The 17123-nt window shown below is 71.4% G+C and carries 13 protein-coding genes and 1 pseudogene; 11 read left to right on the top strand and 3 right to left on the bottom strand.

All coding sequences use genetic code 11. From position 1 onward, the window contains the following. Position 1: 1 nt before the first annotated feature. The 4 genes and pseudogenes from AQJ67_RS34510 to AQJ67_RS49745 form a co-directional block, all read left to right on the top strand. A pseudogene (locus tag AQJ67_RS34510) lies at positions 2-337 on the top strand (DUF1062 domain-containing protein); the annotation flags it as partial. 333 nt (positions 338-670) lie between these two features. Further along, complete coding sequence (locus AQJ67_RS34505; protein WP_062723289.1) at positions 671-2248, top strand: alpha/beta hydrolase domain-containing protein; 1578 nt, start codon at positions 671-673, stop codon at positions 2246-2248. A gap of 36 nt (positions 2249-2284) precedes the next feature. Then, a complete protein-coding gene (locus AQJ67_RS34500; protein ID WP_062723288.1) occupies positions 2285-4171 on the top strand; it encodes an alpha/beta hydrolase family protein in 1887 nt (628 codons plus the stop codon). Positions 4172-5398: 1227 nt separating this feature from the next. Further along, positions 5399-5569, top strand: a complete 171-nt coding sequence (locus tag AQJ67_RS49745) for a hypothetical protein (RefSeq protein WP_244190669.1) — start codon at positions 5399-5401, stop codon at positions 5567-5569. A 232-nt stretch (positions 5570-5801) separates the two neighbouring features. Here the strand turns inward: AQJ67_RS49745 and AQJ67_RS47140 are convergent, their stop codons facing one another. The 3 genes from AQJ67_RS47140 to AQJ67_RS34480 form a co-directional block, all read right to left on the bottom strand. Then, positions 5802-5981: a hypothetical protein gene (locus AQJ67_RS47140; protein ID WP_107123056.1), complete on the bottom strand. Its 180-nt coding sequence runs from the start codon at positions 5979-5981 to the stop codon at positions 5802-5804. Between the two features lie 63 nt (positions 5982-6044). Next, positions 6045-7160 carry a 4-hydroxy-3-methylbut-2-enyl diphosphate reductase gene (locus AQJ67_RS34485; RefSeq protein WP_107123055.1) on the bottom strand — a complete coding sequence of 372 codons (1116 nt, stop codon included), beginning with the start codon at positions 7158-7160 and terminating at the stop codon, positions 6045-6047. An 87-nt stretch (positions 7161-7247) separates the two neighbouring features. Further along, positions 7248-8615, bottom strand: coding sequence for a tetratricopeptide repeat protein (locus AQJ67_RS34480; RefSeq protein WP_062723286.1), 1368 nt, complete (start codon positions 8613-8615; stop codon positions 7248-7250). A 225-nt stretch (positions 8616-8840) separates the two neighbouring features. On the opposite strand from AQJ67_RS34480, the gene AQJ67_RS34475 reads away from it, so the two are divergent. Genes AQJ67_RS34475 through AQJ67_RS34445 form a run of 7 tightly spaced genes read left to right on the top strand, consistent with a single transcriptional unit; the run spans position 8841 to position 16292 of the window. Then, positions 8841-9848, top strand: a complete 1008-nt coding sequence (locus tag AQJ67_RS34475) for an acyltransferase domain-containing protein (protein ID WP_062723285.1) — start codon at positions 8841-8843, stop codon at positions 9846-9848. A gap of 26 nt (positions 9849-9874) precedes the next feature. Further along, on the top strand, positions 9875-11728 hold the full coding sequence (locus tag AQJ67_RS34470; RefSeq protein ID WP_079056329.1) for an acyl-CoA dehydrogenase: 1854 nt from the start codon (positions 9875-9877) through the stop codon (positions 11726-11728). After that, the gene (locus AQJ67_RS34465) at positions 11725-12783 is read left to right on the top strand and encodes a 3-oxoacyl-ACP synthase III family protein (protein WP_062723284.1); all 1059 of its coding nucleotides are present in this window, start codon (positions 11725-11727) and stop codon (positions 12781-12783) included. Before AQJ67_RS34470 ends, AQJ67_RS34465 begins: the two co-directional genes overlap by 4 nt. After that, positions 12780-13622: an SDR family NAD(P)-dependent oxidoreductase gene (locus tag AQJ67_RS34460; protein WP_062723283.1), complete on the top strand. Its 843-nt coding sequence runs from the start codon at positions 12780-12782 to the stop codon at positions 13620-13622. The genes AQJ67_RS34465 and AQJ67_RS34460 overlap by 4 nt, the downstream gene beginning before the upstream one ends. Then, positions 13619-14839 carry a beta-ketoacyl-ACP synthase 3 gene (locus AQJ67_RS34455; protein WP_079056328.1) on the top strand — a complete coding sequence of 407 codons (1221 nt, stop codon included), beginning with the start codon at positions 13619-13621 and terminating at the stop codon, positions 14837-14839. The genes AQJ67_RS34460 and AQJ67_RS34455 overlap by 4 nt, the downstream gene beginning before the upstream one ends. Continuing rightward, complete coding sequence (locus AQJ67_RS34450) at positions 14812-15081, top strand: acyl carrier protein (protein ID WP_062723282.1); 270 nt, start codon at positions 14812-14814, stop codon at positions 15079-15081. Before AQJ67_RS34455 ends, AQJ67_RS34450 begins: the two co-directional genes overlap by 28 nt. Then, a complete protein-coding gene (locus tag AQJ67_RS34445) occupies positions 15078-16292 on the top strand; it encodes a beta-ketoacyl-[acyl-carrier-protein] synthase family protein (protein ID WP_062723281.1) in 1215 nt (404 codons plus the stop codon). Before AQJ67_RS34450 ends, AQJ67_RS34445 begins: the two co-directional genes overlap by 4 nt. Positions 16293-17123: the final 831 nt, after the last annotated feature.

The raw sequence follows: 17123 nt of genomic DNA, 5'->3' as shown, positions 1-17123 counted from the left end.
GGACCGGTCGCATGACAACGACCACGCTCTGGCAGCCGAGTTGCTCCAGGATCCGGTCGTGCGGCACCGAAATCGCATCGCCCTCGACTGGGCGGGCGCCTGGCGCCCCGGCACGGGCGGAACGGATCACCTGGACGACCGCGAGGTGATCGACATCGCGGTCCGCTTCACGGCGCGCATCCCGGTCCGGCCGGTCCGGCTGCTCGCTGAAGGCTGCCGTCTTTCACGGACCGAGGTCGAGAGGCTGATCACGGAGGGCAAGCTCGTCTCGGCGGTCCGGCTGACCGGAAAGCCCTCCGGCGACTTCACCACCGGGACCAGCCACGTCCTCAATTAACCGTCTGGTACAGGCACTGTGGCTGATGGGACCGGTCGGTCACGCCGCCCGTCAGGCGCCAACACGCCGCAAATCCACGGGTTTTCGCCACGACGGTGGGCTCGTCGACCAGCTGATCGGCTTGCCTCCGACCCCTTGACAAGGGAAGCGTGCAGGATCAGTAATTAACTAACTGGTTACATACGTGCGTGACGGTCCTCGTCGGTGTCTCCCTGGTTGTGTCTCCTTGGCCGTGATCCCGCACTCGGCCAGGGAGCGACGACGGGACGAGCGACGAAAACCGTCAACGGGCCCTCGCCCCGGCAGGGGTTCCCCTCACGGACAAGGAGCACGATGACCCGCAGACGGCTCGCATCCCCGCGTCGTGGCCGGGTTCTCCTGCTGACCCTGCTGCTGTCATCGAGCAGCGTGGCGGTCCATCAGCCCGCGGCGACCGCCTCGGCTCACACCGCGCCGCCGGCCGCGGCGAGATCCGGCCCGGCCACCCCTGCCTCGGCCACCCCTGCCCCGGCCGCACCCGGCGAACGGGCCCCGATCCCGTCGCTGACCGGTCCCGTCCCCGTCACCGCGACCTCCCGCCCGTTCGACGCGACCCCCGTGGACCTGGCCGCGCACGGCTATGTGGAGCAGGAGTTCTTCCTGAAGGGCACGGCGAACCTGTACGACTACGACGCGAACGGCAAGGTCGTGGTCACGGCGTCGAACGCGCCGTACGTGAACCGGATCATCGTGCGCCGCCCCGCCGATCCGAAGAAGTTCAGCGGCAGCGTCGTCACCGAGATCCTCAACATGTCCAGCGGCTGGGACCTGAACCGCATGTGGTTCACCTCCCACGACCAGTACATGCGCGACGGCGACGCCTACGTCGGCGTCACCAGCGCCCCCAACACCGTGGAGGCGCTGAAGCGTTACGACCCGAAGCGCTACGCCGACCTCTCCTGGGCCGACCCCCGCCCCGCCGCCGAGCGCTGCACCGGCACCGCGCTGAACTCCTCGGCGGCCACCGACGGCGGCCTGGTCTGGGACATCTTCAGCCAGGTCGGCGCCGCCCTGAAGAGCCACGGCCGCGACAACCCCCTGCGCGGCCTGGACGTCGAGAAGGTGTACGCCACCGGCTATTCGCAGTCCGGCAGCTACCTCGTGCGCTACCTCAACGCGATCCACCCGAGGGCGAAGGTCTACGACGGCTTCCTCATCGCCGCCGTCATCCCGCCGCGCCCGCTCGGCAAGTGCTCCGCCGAGATCCCGCTCGCCGACCCCCGCAACATCCCTCGGGCGACCCCGCAGCCGGTGATCCGGGTCCAGACGGAGACCGACTTCCACTGGGACGGCGGCTACTCCCGACGACCCGACGCGGACACGCGCGGGGACAGGTACCGGCTCTACGAGATCCCCGGCAGCGCGCACTCCTACTCGTACACGGCGAGCTTCCAGCCCTCACCCGAGGACCTGAAGAAGGCTGGATTCACCTCCAACTACTACAACAGCTGCACCAGCCCCGGTCTGAGCACGGACTTCCCCGAGCACTACCTCTTCAACGCCGTGCAGGTGAACCTCGACGCCTGGGCCCGCAACGGCACCCCGCCACCGCACGCTCCGCGCATCCAGGTGGACGGTGACGGCAGGACGGTCGTCGACGAGCACGGCAACGCCCTCGGCGGAGTCCGGACGCCCTGGCTGGACGTGCCGATCGCGACGTACCACCCCACCACCACCCCGGACTCCTGCCGACTGCAGGGCCACCGAGTGCCGTTCAGCATTCAGCAGTTGACCACCCTGTACCCCGACCACGGGTACTACGCCCGGGCGTTCATGCAGGAGACCCAGCGCCTCGTCCGTGAGCGATGGCTGACGCCGGAAGACGGCGACGCGGCCGTCAACACGGCGGCGAACTCCAGCATCCCCCGCTGACCTGCCGGCACATGGGCAGGCAAGGAGGCCTCCTTCATGACCCCTACCAGACGCCAAATCCTGTGCGGCGCGGCCGCGGCCGCGGCCACATCCGCGGTGGCCTTGGGCGCGGCGGCACCCGCCGCGGCCCGACCGGAACAGGCGCAGCCGCTCGACGGCCGCCCGTTCCCCGCGTACGACTACACCCGCGCCAACAAGCTCCCCCGGGAGATGACCGGTTACTGGGAGAAGACCTTCGACATCGGCGGCACACCGCGCACCGCCAAGGTCTACATCTCGCCCGAGACCCCGATCCGCTCCTACTTCACGGTGATCGCCGTCCCCGACGGCGTCGACACCGCCGAGTTCCTGCGGCGTTCGGGCTGGCGCGACACCGCCGACGAACGCGAGGAGGCCCTGTACCTCCTCGAACCGGGCGCCGGCGGCTGGTCGGACGCGGAGTCCGAACTCGCCTACGTGGAGGCCGCGATGGCCTTCTTCGAGTCCAACCGCTACTTCTCGGTCTTCGGCGAGCACTACTTCGTCGGCCACGGCAGCGGCGCCCCCGCCCTCGAAGCCTGGGCGGTCGCCCACCCCCTGCGGGTCATCGCCCAGGTGTACCTGAACTCCCGTGGCCTGCCCGGGACGTACCTGGACTCCTACGCCGGTGTCGAGTTCGACGGCACGACCGCGCCCACCTACACCCCTGTGGTCTTCCCCGAGGGCTTCCGGCTGATCCGCCACGACGAGGTGGTGCTGCCGACCTGGTACATCACCCCCGACGAGAGATCCGTCGGCGCGAGCCTGTCGTACTGGAAGCACGCGAACGACACCGTGGCCACCGGCGCGCGGGAGGGCACACTCGGCACGGTCTACCGCCAACGCCACGGCTCCGCCCGCTGGATGACCTCCCACGCGGGCCCGATCTCGAAGGTCGCCGTCCGGCAACGCCCGGTCACGACCGACCGGATCGTCGACTTCCTCACCCGCTACACCCGCTACGAGAACTTCTTCGCGTACGGCAACCAGCTCTACCACCGCGCCGACTACCGCCGCCTCGGAGTCGAGGTCCGCACGATGACGGTCGAGGGACACCTCCGCGAGTACCTCGTCCACGTCCCCCGCTGCGCCCACCGCATCTGGCACGGCAAGGCCCCCGTCGTCTTCGTCTGGCCCGGCAACAGCCAGACGGACAAGGTCTTCATGAACGCGGCCCAGTGGTGGGACGTGGCCGAACGCGAGGGCTTCGTCGTCGTCATCGTCTGCGAGCAGTACAGCAACACGTCGGTCTCGGTGAGCCATCGGGACTCCCGCACCTTCTTCCAGCAGCTCCGCGAGGTGCTGATCGCCGACTACCCCGTCGACCCCGCCCGCTTCTACTCCACCGGCCAGTCCGCCGGCAGCGCGGTGACCCAGACCTTCGCCATCGCCTTCCCGGAGTACTTCGCCGCGGTCGCCTCGACGTCGTTCACCGTGGCCCCCGGCGCGGCGGACACGGTGACCTTGGACGGAGTCGCCCATCCCGCCGGCCACGCCTCCATCCCCACCTACCAGATCTACGGCTACGGCGACCTCGCCTTCCTCGAAGGCACCCTCTGGGACGGCATCGACAATCAGCTCGGCGCCTGGGCGCGCTACCACTTGGGGGTCAACGGCCTCACCCTCGGCGACGCCGGCGACGCCGTGCTCAGCGGCTGGCACGACCGCTTCCGGACCTGGACCTGGGACGTCCCCGGCACGGACATCCCCGTCGTCAAACTCACCAAGAACATTTACCGTTCGCACAACACCACGCCCGAGGAGACGCCCCTGCTGTGGGACTTCCTCCGGCACTACAGCCGGGAGACCGGCACTGACGGCACCGTCGTGCGCTACTACAGCGAGTCGGGCTTCCGCCGCCCCGGCGACAGGATCCGGGTCCGGCCCGCGTCGCCGGGTGCGTAGCGCCGGCCCGTCCGACGGTCCGGGCCGACACGCTGTCAGTCGGAGCGGGCCGGCGTGTGCAGGACCCGGTCGCGGCCGGCCCCGCGGACCGGGCCGGTGAGGCGAAGGGTGTCGGAGGTGATGCTCCGGGCCAGCGTCCGGGCCCGTCCCCGCACTCACATGCATTGCCAGTAATGGCGGGGAGGCAGCGGCCGGCAGCCGCGCCGCTGATCTTGCCGACCTGGCTCTGATCGAGGTATTGGGTCCACTGCGGCTCCGCGCGCCCCATCGTCGACGCTTCCCTTGTCGTACGGCCACAAAGCCGAAGCCAGCCCCCAGGGGTCGTTCAACACGCCCCGGACGCCGCACTTTCGAACATTCCGGCGGCACTTCCCACAGCTCCTCCGAACCCCTTCTGCACCGATGCGCTCCCCTCGCGCACCCCACACTCGCCCGAGGCATGACGCGCCGCGAGTCAATGACTGAAGAAGATGCAGATCAGAACCTACTTTCTCACCAGCCGAGCCCTCTCCACTCCCGCCCTGTTGAACCTCAGACCTACGTATTCGAATACGTAGGTCATCAAGCTCCCAGGACCCGCATTCCCATGGCCGGAAAACGAGAAAACCGCAGGTCAGAAGGCTGACCTGCGGTTTCCCATGGAGCCGCCTTCGGGATGGTTGCGGCGGAAGGCGTCCGCCTCATTCCCCCGGCTGGCGCATGGCTGTTCCCCGTGGCGCGCGCCACGGGGAACAGCCGCTGCCTGACACCTGTGCGTCACGCGGCGGTCGGCACGGCCGACGCCGCAGGCACGCCCGGTTCTCGGCCCGTATGGCGAACCTCCGCACCTGTCTGAGCGATCAGTTTCGCGTCCTTCTCGTGGAGGCTGGCCGGCAAGGACGTCACCGGGTCTTCCAGTCGGGCTCCAGCCGTGTCCCTGGGGCACGGTCACCCAGACCGGTCCGCCCTGCGCCGTGTCGCTCACGGCATGCCCCCCAGAAGCGCTTCGCGTCGAATTCGCTCTCAAGCATCCGCACCCCGCAGTAGTCGATCAACTCCTGCAGCGACGCGACCGTCTCGGGCTGCGCGTACTCCCGCCCCAGTGCGATGAACTCGTTCAGCCTGGCGCGCAGCTCATCGGCTTCCTCGAACGTGAGCGCGACGTGCTTCGAGCCCCACAGGGGTTTCGGGGTCGGGCTCGTCCTTGGTGCGGGCGACGGGCTGGAGGTCGAGTTCCATGGTGTGCTCGTGCGTGGCGTGGAAGTGACCGACCAGACTCCCTTCGACTACGCCGTCTCCCGTGTCGACAGCGCCACGCCCACCGAGGCCATCGCCCGCCACGCCGGCAGACTCCTCGCCGCCCCGGGCGATGGCTTCGATCATCCGGTCCGCCGTGGTACGGGAAGCTGCGGACAGTAGCCCTCCTCGGCCAGCCAGGCCCTGGCCCGGCCACGCTGCCGCTCATCGCTGAGCCGGTGATACCGGCGCCAGGCACGCTCGTCACGGGCGAGGACGTCCTTGAAGCGCCGGAAGGCGCCCCGCCCACCGACGGCGATCCGCAGTCGGTCGGCGAGGGCCGCATCGTCGAGCCCTCCGATGAAAGCTCCATGTCTCGGCAGCCGGCACGGGAACCCAAAGCCGGTACATGCACCTATCGCTCGGGATCATCCACCTCCTCGACCTCGGACCCGGCGTCCAGGCCCTCGGTGAACGTCGGCCAGCAGTCTCCGGTGGACAGATCGAGCCGCCCACCGGACTCGGCCGGATCTCCCTCCAGCAGCATGGCAAGCATCTCCGGATCGACCGCCAGCGGGCGCAGGAGAGGGATCACGGCGTGTCCCGTGACTGTGCACAACCGGTCTGCCAGTTCCTCGTCGCCCTGGAAGCCGCGCTCCTAAAGGGGGTGGTAGGCAGGGTGTGAGGTTTCCTTGAACGTGTGTACCTGACGCCAGACATGGCTTGCGGGGCCCAGGCCGTCCAGGGCCCGACCCACCTCCCTGAGGGCCCGCCCGTCGACCGTCGCATCCAGGACCGTGATCGTCGCGGCGTCGACGTCGTCCGGACTCAGGTGGTCCAGCGTCGTCACGGCGCGGACTCGGAGGGCGGTGCGGGCCGCCTGGGTGATCGCCGTTCTGGTTACGGGGCTGGTGTCCTGGCCGACGACCAGGAGCCGGTCGGACTGGGCCAGTGCCGCAGCGACCGCTGTGTGCAGATCGTCCATGGTGTAGCACCACTCGCGTGGATGCTGGCCCCGCAGGCGCGGATGGCGACGGCGCAGCACCCTGAGGATGTCCGCCACCTCGGAGACGACGGCACCGGGGGCGACGACGAACGCGAGACGGTCAGGGTCCGCGACGGCGAGGGTCTCCGCCTGTCGTGGAGTGCTCACCACTCTGAGGTCCCCCTGGAGGGTCCGACCCACCCAGGCGCCTGATCCTGCGAGCGGTGTGCCCACGACGACCACCTCGTCCCCCCGTTCCAGGAACCGGTGCAGCGCACGTTCCGCGTTCTCGGCCGACGGGCACGCGGCGGCGGCAGGGCAGCCGCAGATGCGCCACCGATCGCGGAAGCCTCCAGGAGCCTGCGGCGGCACCGAGGCGCTCAACGGCCGCGGGCCAAGGGGGTCCTGTGCGGCCACGTAGAGCACTCGCCGGGTACGCAGCACGGCTCGCCAGGAGTCGATCTGCCGGCGGGCGAAGCAGAGGGCGGGGGGGTCGTCACTGCGGGCGGCGAGAGCGAGGCCGCGGTGTCCGCCTTCGGGGCGCTCGTAGGAGACAGTGAAGACGGTCGTCGGCGCCGTCGTGAGGCCGTCTCGGAGTTCCTCGTCCGGTAAGGGGCGGGAGTCGGCGGCGAGACCGGACTGCCGGGCGGGTGCGGCAAGCAGGCGATGGGCCGGACAGTCGACCGGGCCGCGCGTGGGATGCCGCCAGGACGTGGCCACCGTGAGGCTGCCGGGGGTGACATGGAGGCTGGTGGAGTGGAGCACTTCCGCGAGGACGCTTCGGTTCATGTTCCTGGTGGGGTTCGAAGGAGGGCGGGAACTGCAACGTCATCCAACAGGTCCGCGCTGCTTCGGCCCTCCCCGTGCCCGCGTTTGTCACTCCAACGGTCCCCTCCGGCGTCCGCGCGTGCGCATCCCACGTGCTCGTCCGAGGAGTGCCGCGGCAGCGGGGTTCTTGGCGTTCGGGCGGAGTAAGGCGATCAGCGTGCGAAGGCGGTCGTCGGCGCGGGCGCTGCGTATGTCCGGAAGGATGTCGAGGAACTCGTGCCAGGTCCGGCACGCCTGTTCCAGGTGGCCGGACGCCAGCTGGGTCTCGGCCAGTTCGGCGAGGCAGAGGGCACGGGAGCGGCGCTCGCCGGCGGGCCGGTCGCGCAGCGAGAGGGCGAGCGTCCGGGCGGCCGTACGGTGGTCTCCCTGGCTCTTGGCCACGGTCGCCCGCTGGAGCGCGAGTGAGCCGGAGTGGAAGGCGCCGACGGCGGAGGCGCCTTCGGTCGACCTTTCCAGGCAACGCTCGGCCGCCATGAGGTGGCGGGTGTACCGGCGGTCGCCCCGGCGGGCCTGAGTTACGGCCAACTGGCCGTGGAGGAACGCTTGTTGGTGCGGCGGTGCGTGCCGCACGCCGGTCCGTACGGCATGTTCGGCCAGGTGATCGGCCTCAGCGAAGTGCCCCAGTCCGTGGGCCTGCACGCTGAGTCCCCGCAGGGCGAGCGCGTAACCGATGATGTCGCCCGCCTCACGGGCGAGTTCGACGCTCGTGAGATAGAGACGCTGGGCCGCTGCGTGGTGGTTCATGTCGAAGTGAGCGAACGCGCAGAGATAGGTGAGCTGTGCGGCCACCGTGAACAGATCGCGCCGGACGGCGGGTTTCAAGTCGCCTCGGAGCCAGGGAAGCAACGTGGTGGACAGGTACTGGCGCAGGGGCTCGCACACCGATCCGGCTCCGAGCACGATGTCACCGCGCGAGAACACCATGAGCAGTTCCCGGGCCGAACGCACGTGCGCCAGACCGACGGAACTCGGCGGGTCCCAAGCGGCGGGCCGACCTTCTTCGGCGGCCGGCGGACCGGAGGGAATCACCAGTTCCGCCAGCGAGTAGGCGCCGACGAGGGCGATGCGGCGGCGGTCGGTGTCACGCAGTATCCGGTCGAGGCGTTCCACGGCGTTCCCTTCACCGGGCGGCGTCCCGGCGCCGTATCCCGGCAGCGTGGTGTCGAGCAGCCCAGTGTGCTGCACCAGGACCGGTCTGCTGAGACGGCGGGAGAGGGCTTCCGCCACGAGGGCGGGAACGGGCGGTCGGGGGCGACTGCCGGCCAGCCAGTGGGCGACCGTGGTGCGGTCGTAGTGCAGCGGGGTGCCGCGCTCGGCGCCGAGCGAGTTGACCTGGCGCGCTAGTTGGGCCCCGCTCCACCCGGCCTCGGCCAGGAGGAGTCGCAGGGCCTGGTTCGGCGTACGGGGCGATCGCACACTCCTCTCCCTGTCCCTCTCTTCCGGTCGCGAGCACTTCCGTTCAACGTCCGCATGTGTTCAACACGTTTGCCTCCCCGCATAGGCGGTGGAAGCGCTTTCGACGAGTCAGGCTCAGGGTGTGGCGCCCCTCTCGGCCGCAAGCAGTGCGCACTGGAGGCGCACCCGTGACGGTCGTACGCCCCTCGTGCACCGACTACCTGCCCGACAGGGCGGAAGGACGAGATGTCCACAAGTCCCTCGCGCGGACCGAAGCGTCCGGCTTCCTGGCACGGGCCCGTCCACCTGTTCCCGGGCCAGGGAGACTTCTCCGTCGGAGCCCTGACCCGCGCCGCACGCGCCGCCCATGCCGCCCGCGCCACCCGTTCCGACCGCCTGAACCCGGCCCTCCGCGAGGTCTTCGAGCAGGTCGACGAGGTCGCGGTCGAGCGCGGCCTGCGACCGCTCGGTCCCTGGCTACTGGGACGACAGCCGCCCACCGGAGGCGAGTTGGCGCAGGCGGCCACGGGCTCCTCCCAACTGGCCCTGTTCGGTGTCTCGATGGCGGTGCACCGGGCACTGAGCGCGTCCGTCGGAGCCCCCACGGCGGTCGTCGGGGTGAGCTTCGGGGAGATCGCCGCGCTGACCGCCGCCGGGGTCCTCACCGTCGGCGACGGGGCACGCGCGGCCCATGACCTCGCTGTCGTGCTGTCCTCCTGCCCCGGCGGACTGACCCTGCTCGGCTGCTCGGAGCAATCCGCCCGCCGGCTGCTGGACCGGACCGGGGCGCCGGACGCCGTGGTGGCGGTGGTCAACGACGACCGGTCCGTGGTGATCGCGGGCCCCGTGCCGGCCCTGGCCCGGATCGAGAAGGTGGCCGACGACACGAACGTGGCCGCCGTACGGCTGCGACTGCCGTTCTCCGCCCACCACCCGGCGCTGGCCGCCCAGTCGGAGGTGTTCGCGTCGTCGGTGCGCGCCTACGCCCTGTCGCCGGCGCGCGCACCCGTCTACTCGGCCGTGGCCGGACGTCGCTACCGCCCCGACGACGACCTGCCCCGGCGCCTGGCGGACTGCCTGGTACTGCCGGCCGTGGTGCCCACCGCGCTGCGCCAGGCGGCCGCGCACCGGCCGGATGTCTTCTTCGAAGCGGGCACGGGCGACGCCCTGGCCTCCAGTGCCCGCAGGGTCCTTGGCACAAGTCCCGCACCACCCGTCCACGCCCCGCTCGCCGAACCCCACTTCCCCTGGTGACGCGCGCTCCCCCTGGAGGACCAGCGATGCCCCTCGCACACCGGCCCACGGCCACCCGCGACGAGATGCGGCGGCTCGTCCACGGCCCCTGCGACCCCGCCTTCCTCTCCGAACTGCACAAGGCACTCGCCACCGACGCCCCGGCCGGCAGCGGAGGCGGACAACTCCTGGACCGTCTACGACGGTTGGGCGAGCCACTGCCGTACGACCTCTTCGACGACCCGGCACGGCTGACCGCGGCGCATGCCTGGGCGGCGGTCGCCGACCCCTCCCTCTGCCTGGCGGCACTCGTCCACCATCTGCTCTGCCTGGGGTCCATGGTCCAACTGGGCGGCGATTCGGCCGACTTGACGTCCCGCATGGCGGCCCTGCGGTCCGGCCGGGCCAAGGGCGTCTACCTGATCACCGAGGCAGGGCAGGCCAACAGCCACCTCGCGACCCGCACCCGGGCCGAACTCGAGCCGTCCACCGGCGAGTTCGTCCTGCACACCCCGGACGAAGCGGCCGCCAAGTTCGGCAGCGCGGGCACCCTGGACATACCGCAGACGGCGGTGGTGCTGGCACGACTGATCACGGGCGGCACCGACCACGGGGTCTTCGCCTTCGTGGCCGACCTGACCGGCGACGGCGGACCGCTGCCCGGCGTCGAGATCTCCTCGCCCATCGGACTGGGCGCGCTGCCCCTCGACTACGTCCAGGTGCGCTTCCACCATGCCCGGCTCCCGCACGCCCACTGGCTCGCCGACGGCGCCCGCATCGCGCCCGACGGCACCTTCCACGATCCCGCCGGGTCCGCCGCGGAACGCCTGCAGCGCACCCTGCGAGTCGGCCAGGGGCTGTGGGCGGCCATGCCGGCGGTCGCCGCCGCTACCAGCCGGCACGCCGCAGTCCAGGCCGTCTCCTACGCGCAGGGGCGCCGCACAGAGGGGCGGCTGGCCCTCGGCGTCCCCCTGCTCACGTACCGCACCCAGCAACGCGCCGTGCTGGGCGCGCTGGCCGACGCGTTTGCCCTGTCCTGTGCCGCCCATGGAGCACGCGCGCTGTGGGAGGAGTCCCGCAATGCCCCCGCGGAGGGAAGCGTCACGGAGATGGGGTTCAGTCCGTGGACCGCCGTCAGCCGTCCGCTGGCCGCGTACAAGGCCGCCGCGGTCCGGCTGGCCGCCCGCATCACCGCTGAGTGCCAGCGCCGCTGCGGCCTCTCGGGACACCTGGACGCCAACCGGCTGGCCGGGTACCACGGCTTCCACCACGCCTTCGACACGGCCGGCGGGGACAGCCAGCTCATCTTCTACGACATCGGGAGCGCCCTGGCCGAAGCGGCCGACCGCGAAGCCTCCGACGGGCACGCGGCCGGCCGGAAAGCGGACGACAGGAAAACGGACGCCGGGACTTCGCCCTCGCCCCTGTCCCCGGGGTGGTGGCCGATGGTCGTACGCCGTCATCGGCACGACCTGACCCGGCACCTGGCAAAGCGGCTGGGCGACACCGAGGCGGCCGCCCCCTTCGAGGCGTGGAACCCGCTGCTGGAGGACGCCGGTGTGCTCGGCGAGGTCTACTCGGACTCGCTCATCGCCGAGGACGTCGTCCGCACCCTCGCCGGGACACAGGACCGCGACCTGGCCCGCGCGCTGCGGCCGCTGGCGGCACTGCACGGCGTCATGGCGGCCCGCCGCCGGTCGGGCTCCCTCCTCGCGCTCGAAACGCTGCGGCCGGCGGACATCCAGGCACTGTCCGACGCCGCCGACCGGCTCTGCGACGAGGTCCGGCCCCACCTGCCGCTGCTCATCGAGGCGTTCGCGTATCCCGCCGACCTCGCGCCCACGGACTGCGACACCGCCCTGCGGACCACGCTCACCTGGACACGAGGAGGCACGGCATGACGGGTGAGCGCCGTATCGGCGTCCTCGGTATGGGCACCCACCTGCCGCCCACCGTGCGCACCAACGCCGAGGTGGCGCTCGGTGCGGGCGTGACGGCGGAGTGGATCATCGAGCGAACCGGAGTCCTCAAACGCCATGTGGCCGCCGACGACGAGGCCGCCTCGGACCTCGCGGCACACGCGGTGCGGGCGGCGGCCGACGCCGCGGGCGTCGACGTGTCCGACATCGGCCTGCTGGTGTGCGGCACCTCCACACCCGACGAACTGGGACCCTCTACCGCCTGCCGCATCCAGACCGCGGTGGGAGCCCGTGCCGCCGTCGCCCTCGACGTCAGCGCGGCCTGCTCGGGCTGGCTATTCGCGGCCAAGGTGGCCCACGACTGGCTGCGCGGCAGCCCGGAGATCCGGTACGCGGCCGTCGTCGGCGTCGAGGCCTACTCGAAGTTCCTCGACCCCACCGACCGGGGCACCGCCGTCCTGTTCGCCGACGGGGCCGCCGCCGCGATCCTGGGACCGGTGCCGGGTGGCCAGGGGTTCACCCATTTCGGCCTCGGCTCCGACGGCGCCCTCGCCGACCGAGTCCTGATCCCGGCCGGCGGCAGCCGCAGCCCGGCCAGCGCGTCCACCCTCGACGACCGAGCCCACTGCATCCGGATGGACGGCCGCACCATCGGCCGGTTCATCACCGACACCTTCCCCCGGCTCATCACCGACGCCCTCGACCGGAGTGGGCTGAGCATCGAGGACATCGACTGCTTCGTCGCCCATCAGCCCAATCCCGTACTGCTCCGGCGCATGGGTGCCGAACTCGGCATCCCCGCCGACCGCCTGGTGGTCGTCGGCGACGAGGTCGGCAACATCGGCGCCGCCAGCGCGCCCTACGCACTCGCCCGCGCCGTCTCCGCACACCCGCTGCGGCCCGGCGACCGCGTCCTGGTGGCCGTCTTCGGCGCCGGCATGACCTGGGGCAGCGCGCTCCTCACCTGGAGCGGCGCACCCGCCGTCACCTCTGTGGCCACCGACCGTCCGTCCGAGTCAGAAGGAGCCCCGCAATGAACGCCATCGACCTGTTCCGCCTGGACGGCGCCCGCGCGCTGGTGACGGGCGCGTCCCGTGGCATCGGCAAGACCGTCGCCGAGGGCCTGGCCGACGCGGGCTGCGACCTGGCGGTCACCGCACGGGCACTGCCCGCGCTCGACGCAACCCTCCGCGCGGTGGAGGAGCGGGGGCACAAGGCCGTGGCCCTCGACGGGGACCTGACCGAACCCGGCGCGGCGGCCGGCCTGGTCGACCGGGCTGCCGCCGCCCTCGGCGGCCTCGACATCGTCGTCCACAACGCGGGCACCCTGCCCACCGCCGAGGACGGCAGCCCCCTGCTGGCGCCGCTGCAGCACGCCCGCCAGCAGGACTGGGAAACCGTGGTCACCGTAAACCTCAACGCCACGGCCGCCCTGTGCCGGGCCGCCCACCCCCATCTGGCCGGCTCAGGCCGCGCCAGCCTCATCCTGATGTCCTCCGTCGCCGGCCTGGTCGGCACGCCCATGATGGAGGCGTACGCCGCCACCAAGGCCGCGCAGCTCTCCCTCACCCGCAGCCTCGCGGTCGGCTGGGCCCGGCAGGGCATCCGCGTCAACGCTCTGTGCCCCGGCTGGACCCGCACCGACATGACCGCGTTCGCCAGCGAGACCGGCCCCCTGTCGGACTGGCTCACCAGCCACGTCCCGATGGGCCGGTGGGCCACCGCGGACGAGGTCGTCGGCGCCGCGCTCTTCCTCGCCTCCCCGGCCTCGTCGTTCGTCACCGGGCACGCCCTGGTCGTCGACGGCGGACTCGCCGTACCGGACGGCGGCCTGGCCGGCCACCCCAAGCCCGCCTCGCCTTTCGCCAGCGCATGAACAGCGGGGAATCCCAAGGCAGTTCGAGCGCACCGCGCTCCACCACGGGCGGGGCGGGAGCGGAGGCCGCCACGGGGGCCGAGGGCATCGTAGGCACCAGGGACGGGACTCGGGCCGTCGCGGGAACCGCGGTCGTCACCGGAATCGGAGCCTGCCTCCCGCACCCGGTCGTCGACAACGACACGGTCGTCGCACGCGGCGCGCTGCGCACCGACGACACCTGGATCCGGGACCGCACCGGCATCGCCCGCCGCCGTCACGCCGAGCCCGGCACCAGCACCGGCGACCTGGCCGTCGGCGCGGGACGGGCCGCGCTCGCCTCTGCCGGAAACCACAGACCCGACATGCTGCTGCTCGCCACCACCACACCCGACCACCCGTGCCCCGCCACGGCTCCCGCCGTCGCCCACCGGCTGGGCCTGGGCACCGTCCCGGCCTTCGACCTCTCCGCCGTCTGCTCGGGTTTCCTGTACGCGCTGGCCACGGCGACGGCATTCGTCCGCGCCGGCACCTGCGCCATGCCCCTGGTGATCGGCGCCGACACCTACACCACCATCGTCGACCCCGCCGACCGCGAGACCGCGCCGATCTTCGGCGACGGCGCCGGAGCGGTGGTGCTGCGTGCGGGCACCACGGACGAACCCGGGGCGGTGATCGCCACCGACCTCGGTACCGACGGCGGTGGCGACGACCTGATCACCGTCCCGCACGGCGGCTCCCGCCACCCGCGGCACCTCCCGCCCGCCGCCCCCGCGGACCGGTACTTCCGGATGCAGGGCCGGACGGTCTACGCCCACGCGGTACGCCGTATGACCCAGTCCGCCAACTCGGCTCTCAACCAGGCCCATTGGCCCCCGGAGACGGTACAGGCGTTCGTCGGCCACCAAGCCAACCAGCGCATCCTGGACTCGGTCGCGGACCGCCTGGGCATCGCGCCCGCCCACCGGTACGGCAACATCCGCGACCTCGGCAACACCGCGGCCGCCTCCATCCCCCTGGTCCTGGCGGACCCCGCCGTACACCAAGCGGTCCCGCCCGGCGAGCGCGCGCTGCTGACCGCCTTCGGCGGCGGTCTCACCTGGGCCTCCGTCGCCCTGCGCTGGCCCAGCGCCGTCCCCCGTACCGAAGCATCGTCCACCGACCTGGACACCACGCCCCTGTGCCCGCCCGACCTCACAAGGAGCCACCCGTGGACCGCGTCTACGACCGCCTCGTAACCCTGCTCAGCGACAAGTTCGAGGTCGATCCCGGCCAGATCGGCCCGGACGTCACCCTCGACGAGCTGGCACTGGACTCCCTCGCCGTGGTGGAGCTCTACGTCACCCTCCAGGAGGAGTGGCAGGTCCCGCTGGACGACTCCGCCGCCGCAGCCGACCTCACCGTCACCGACGTGGCCCGCGCGGTGACCGCGCTCCTGGACACGACCGGACCCTCCACCGGGCACGAGGCCGTGCAGTGAACGACGAGGTGGCCGTCACCGGCATCGGCCTGGTGACGCCCGGCGGCACCGGCGTCCCGGCCACCTGGGAGACGGTGTGCGCGGGCAGGGCCACCGCGCGCCCCGATCCCGTCCTGAGCGAGATGCCGGTGACCATGTCCTGCCGGGTACCGGCTCTCCCGTCCGGCCGGGGCCGCCTGTGGCGCTACGACCGCGGCACACGGTTCCTGCTGACCGCGGCCCGGGAAGCTCTCGACCATGCCGGCCTGCACCCTGCCGACTGGGATCCCGCCCGCGTGGCCGTGGTCATCGGCACCGCGGCCGGCGGCATCGACACCCTCGAAAGGCAGCACCACAAGCTCCTCGCCACAGGCCCAGCCGTTGTCTCACCGCTCACCATGCCCGCATTCCTCCCCAACATGACGGCCGGCCACCTCGCCCTGGACCTCGGCGTCACCGGCCCCTCCCTGCAGACCTCCACGGCCTGCGCCTCCGGAGCCACGGCCCTCATCACGGCCTGCCTGCTCCTGAAGGCAGGAACCTGCGACATCGCGGTCGCGGGCGGCACCGACGCCATGGTCACCCCGCTGTGCACCGCGGCCTTCGCCAAGATGGGCGCCCTGTCCCGGCGCAGCCACGACCCCGCCCACGCCTCACGCCCCTTCGACAAGGACCGCGACGGTTTCGTCCTCGGCGAAGGTTGCGGCGTCCTCGTCCTCGAACGCGGACACCACGCCGACGCCCGCGGTGCCCACGTACTGGCCCGCCTCGCGGGCCACGGCGCCACCGGCGACGCCTATCACGCGACGGCCCCGCACCCCGAGGGCGCGGGCCTGCGAGCGGCGACCATGACGGCGCTCGCCCAGGCGGGAGCCACCCCCGACGACGTCGATCACATCAACGCCCATGGCACCAGCACCCCGCTCAACGACAGCGTAGAAGCCACGGTGATCCAGGACCTCTACCGCCGCCGACGTCCGTCCGTCACCTCGGCGAAAGGCGCCCTGGGCCACACCATGGGAGCCGCCGGCGCCGTCGAGGCCGCCCTCACCGTCCTGACCATCACCTACGCGACCATGCCCCCCACGGCGAACTTCACCGCACCCGACGACACCACCGCCGGCATCGACATCATCGCGTCGGCCGCCCGCCCCCGCTCCGTCCGTCTGGCCCTCAGCCACTCCCTGGGCTTCGGAGGCCACAACACGGTACTGGTCTTCGCGGCCCCGTGAACGCGATCGTACGATCGCTCAGCGGTCATTCGCCGTGTGAGAGGCATGCAGGTCGATCAGGTCGCCCGCGCCTCGCAACCTTGCCTCAGCCGGACATCAGCACACGGAACACACCTGTGCGGCTTGTGGACCCCCAACAGGATTCTGGATCTCCAGGACCGGGGACCAAGCTCCACACACCCGGGTGTCACGAAGTCCTGAGCGATGACCTGAGCACCGATGCAAAAGGCCCTGGTCAGAGTCTTAGCCCGCACATCCCGATGCGCACCCCTTGCGCTCCCCTCCCTCAGCAGCCGGACCCAAAGCTGACCAACCGTCAGGATTGCAGCACAAAAGACCAGGTCAGAACGCATCTGACCTGGTCTCAGGTGGAGCCGCCTTCGGGATTCGAACCCGAGACCTACGCATTACGAGGGCGCAAGCGATCACGCTGTCTCGTGACGACTCGTGCTGTGCGATGCTGTTGTGCCTGATCAGACCACATCCGCCATGCCTTGGTGCCGGTACCTCGTACTGCACCGTCCAAAGGCGTCCGGCCACCCATTGGCCACCCCCGGCCATGTGCGTTGCACATCAACACCGGCAACGAGCGGTTGTCAGGCCTCCACAGGCTACGCAAAGAGACAAGATCTGGCACACGGCCGGTCCGGGCCAGACCTTGTCGCGGACGCCTTCGCCGACCAAGGCAACGTAGTGCGGCTGCCGACCAGCCCACTGGTTCGAGCACGCCGACTCCTCAATGCCGTCGCGAACCACAGTGATCGAGCGGGCCCCGGCATGGCTGATTGGCTCTCGGCCGCGGCCCGGCCGAATCCGGAGGTTCGACCCGCG

Source organism: Streptomyces caeruleatus (genome assembly GCF_001514235.1).
Classification (GTDB): domain Bacteria; phylum Actinomycetota; class Actinomycetes; order Streptomycetales; family Streptomycetaceae; genus Streptomyces; species Streptomyces caeruleatus.
Note: the sequence above shows the minus strand (reverse complement) of the source record. Positions and strands in the feature narration are given on the sequence as shown.